The following is a 239-nucleotide window of genomic DNA, read 5'->3' on the forward strand; positions in this document are numbered from 1 at the left end:
CCAGGATCTAGAAATTGTAAAATCGATAGGAGCCATGAAATTCGACCTGTAAGCGTTGTCTAATAAAACATTTAGGTTTAATGAACTTAAAAGGTTGATCCCATGGATTACACAGAGAATATTGATACGAAAACTTAGAGAATTAGAACGTTATCGGGTATGAAGATTATTCGAAAATTCCAAGTTTGTTCATAAGGAAGGGTTAATGCTAAAAAGACGGCGTGCAACTTACATTTTAA

General features: G+C 33.9%; 1 pseudogene. It reads left to right on the top strand.

The features are described from left to right. Window positions 1-55 precede the first annotated feature (55 nt). A pseudogene (locus tag SB847_RS22135) lies at window positions 56-151 on the top strand (winged helix-turn-helix transcriptional regulator); the annotation flags it as partial. Between the last annotated feature and the right edge of the window lie 88 nt (window positions 152-239).

The organism is Bacillus sp. SIMBA_026, from assembly GCF_046535335.1.
GTDB classification, from domain to species: domain Bacteria; phylum Bacillota; class Bacilli; order Bacillales; family Bacillaceae; genus Bacillus; species Bacillus velezensis.